This window comes from Bacillus sp. MYb56 (assembly GCF_002976445.1).
GTDB classification, from domain to species: Bacteria; Bacillota; Bacilli; order Bacillales; family Bacillaceae_G; genus Bacillus_A; species Bacillus_A mycoides.
Map to the genome: position 1 here is coordinate 1 of NZ_PCOH01000112.1, position 2,136 is coordinate 2,136.

General features: G+C 32.9%; 1 protein-coding gene and 1 rRNA gene. Both read right to left on the bottom strand.

Going from position 1 to position 2,136, the window contains the following annotated elements; all coding sequences use genetic code 11:
* Window positions 1–454: 454 nt before the first annotated feature.
* On the bottom strand, window positions 455–1,183 hold the full coding sequence (locus CQ058_RS31205; protein WP_002169292.1) for a DsbA family oxidoreductase: 729 nt from the start codon (window positions 1,181–1,183) through the stop codon (window positions 455–457).
* Between the two features lie 860 nt (window positions 1,184–2,043).
* Window positions 2,044–2,136, bottom strand: a 5S ribosomal RNA gene (gene rrf / locus CQ058_RS31210); the annotation flags it as partial.

Sequence of the window (2,136 nt, forward strand, 5' to 3'; positions counted from 1 at the left end):
TCAAACTCTCCAATAAAGTTAGTTTGTCTAGCATCTAAAAATAAAAATTGACGTTCACGTTGTTTGTTTCGTTCAGTTTTCAAAGAACTTGTTTGCCGCTCATTTGCGACTCCCTTATGTTAACATTTTCATATTTCAATGTCAACCAAGTTTTTTATTTCTTTTGTCGCTTTCTGCGTTGTTGCTATCGGCGACTTGTTCTATATTACACCCATGTATGTTAATCGTCAATAGTTTTAAATAAGTTTTTTATAAAAATATGAATTAACTATACCAACAAGCCGTTAGCACAATAATAATACACTTGAATGTAACTCCCCAAAATAAACTAAATACGAATAACCTATAAAAGTCACTGTAGGTTATTCGTATTTAGTTGTCATTAATATACATATGACATTTAAAATTTATCCCCTCATTACAGCACACCATAATAGAAAGAAAGAATTAAATATTATTCCTTTGAAGGTATCGAGCAGCTACCATCTGCACAATAATCATCTGTTGTACTATTTATTGAAAAATCTTGAAGTTCAGACTTAGGGTTCTCTTCTTCCCACACCTGCTGAAGTGCACCAACAAAGGTTTCAAGTGGTTGTGCACCTGAAATAGCATACTTTTGATTAACAATAAAATAAGGTACCCCTGTAATTTTATATTGTTGGGCAATTGATTCATCAATCCTAACCTCATTGGCATAAGCATTTTTATTATGAATAACATTTAAAGCCTCTTCCCTATCTAGACCGGAAGCTTCAGCAATATTAGCTAGTGTTTCCACATCACTTAAGTTTCTCGATTCAGTGAAATATGCAAAAAGTAGATTTTCTGTAATCTCCTTTTCCTTCCCTTGATCCTTTGCGAATTTCGCCAAACGATGTGCATCAAAAGTATTTGTTGGCTTCATCTCTTCAAAATTGAAACTCAAACCCATACTAGCTGCATGATTGCCTAGTTGTATATTATTACGATCAGCTTCTTCAACACTAATTCCATACTTCGATGCAAGCACTTCATTAATACTCGTTCCAGAGTAGATCGGAGCATTTTGATCTAATTCAAAACTTTTAAACTCAACTTCAACATCTTTCTTATGTGGAAATTGCTCTAAAGCCATTTCTAATCTACGCTTCCCAATATAGCAAAACGGGCATACAAAATCAGACCAAACTTCAATTTTCATATGAACACCTCATTAACATTTATTTTTCAATCATTGTAGCACTGACGTTACGGAATTCAAAAATTTATGCCTCAAGAAGTTACGACTACTAATCAAAGAAGATTTCATACCCATATATACACTTCAATTGTAAATGAGCCCCTTGTTCAACATGCCTATATCTCACTACATATTTAGCCATAATATAGCTGTTCTCATAATAATTGAAAGCACCTGTATCATTTTCATAGATTATGTACTACTTCCCTATACTTAATAACAAAAAACATCCCTCAAAACGCTACTATTATAAGAATAAAAAATTAAACAAGCCCGTCTATATAAAATGCAATTATATAGACGGGCTTGTTTAATAGATTGAGAAAACTGCAAACTCAAAGGAAGCAATTACACAAATCTATATTATTGAAATTATGAACGGAGTTATTTTCAAAAGTATATTAATGAAGAAGATTTAGATGTCCAATCATGAAAAAGAAGTATTTACCGGCAGAAACACCTCTAATGTTTATTAGTTAAGGGATACTGTATACAGGATTTTAAGGGGGAATAGCTATATAATTCATAAACCATTAAATCATTTAGAGTATAGAAGCTTCAATTATGCGCCAAGTTTTTTAGAAGTTAATTATAAAAGAAGAGAGGTTCCCCTCTTATATTGAAAATATGACCAATAATGATCCTATTACGAAATACATATAGTTTAATGAGCGCTTAATAAAAATAGCGAAAATACTTCGCCTTTATCATGATTCCGTAAATAATTTTCCATCTGGTATGATTTAGCAATATTTCCACCCTTGTTTCTAACGAAACAAATATACAAAAAAACACAAGTCAAAAGACTTGTGTTTTAGCTTGCTTGGCGACGTCCTACTCTCACAGGGACAAGGTCCCAACTACCATCGGCGCTAGAGAGCTTAACTTCCGTGTTCGGTATGGGAACGGGTGTG

Excerpts from the sequence above, each read along its gene's own strand:
- CQ058_RS31205 (WP_002169292.1), bottom strand. The coding sequence starts at position 1,183 with ATGAAAATTGAAGTTTGGTCTGATTTTGTATGCCCGTTTTGCTATATT.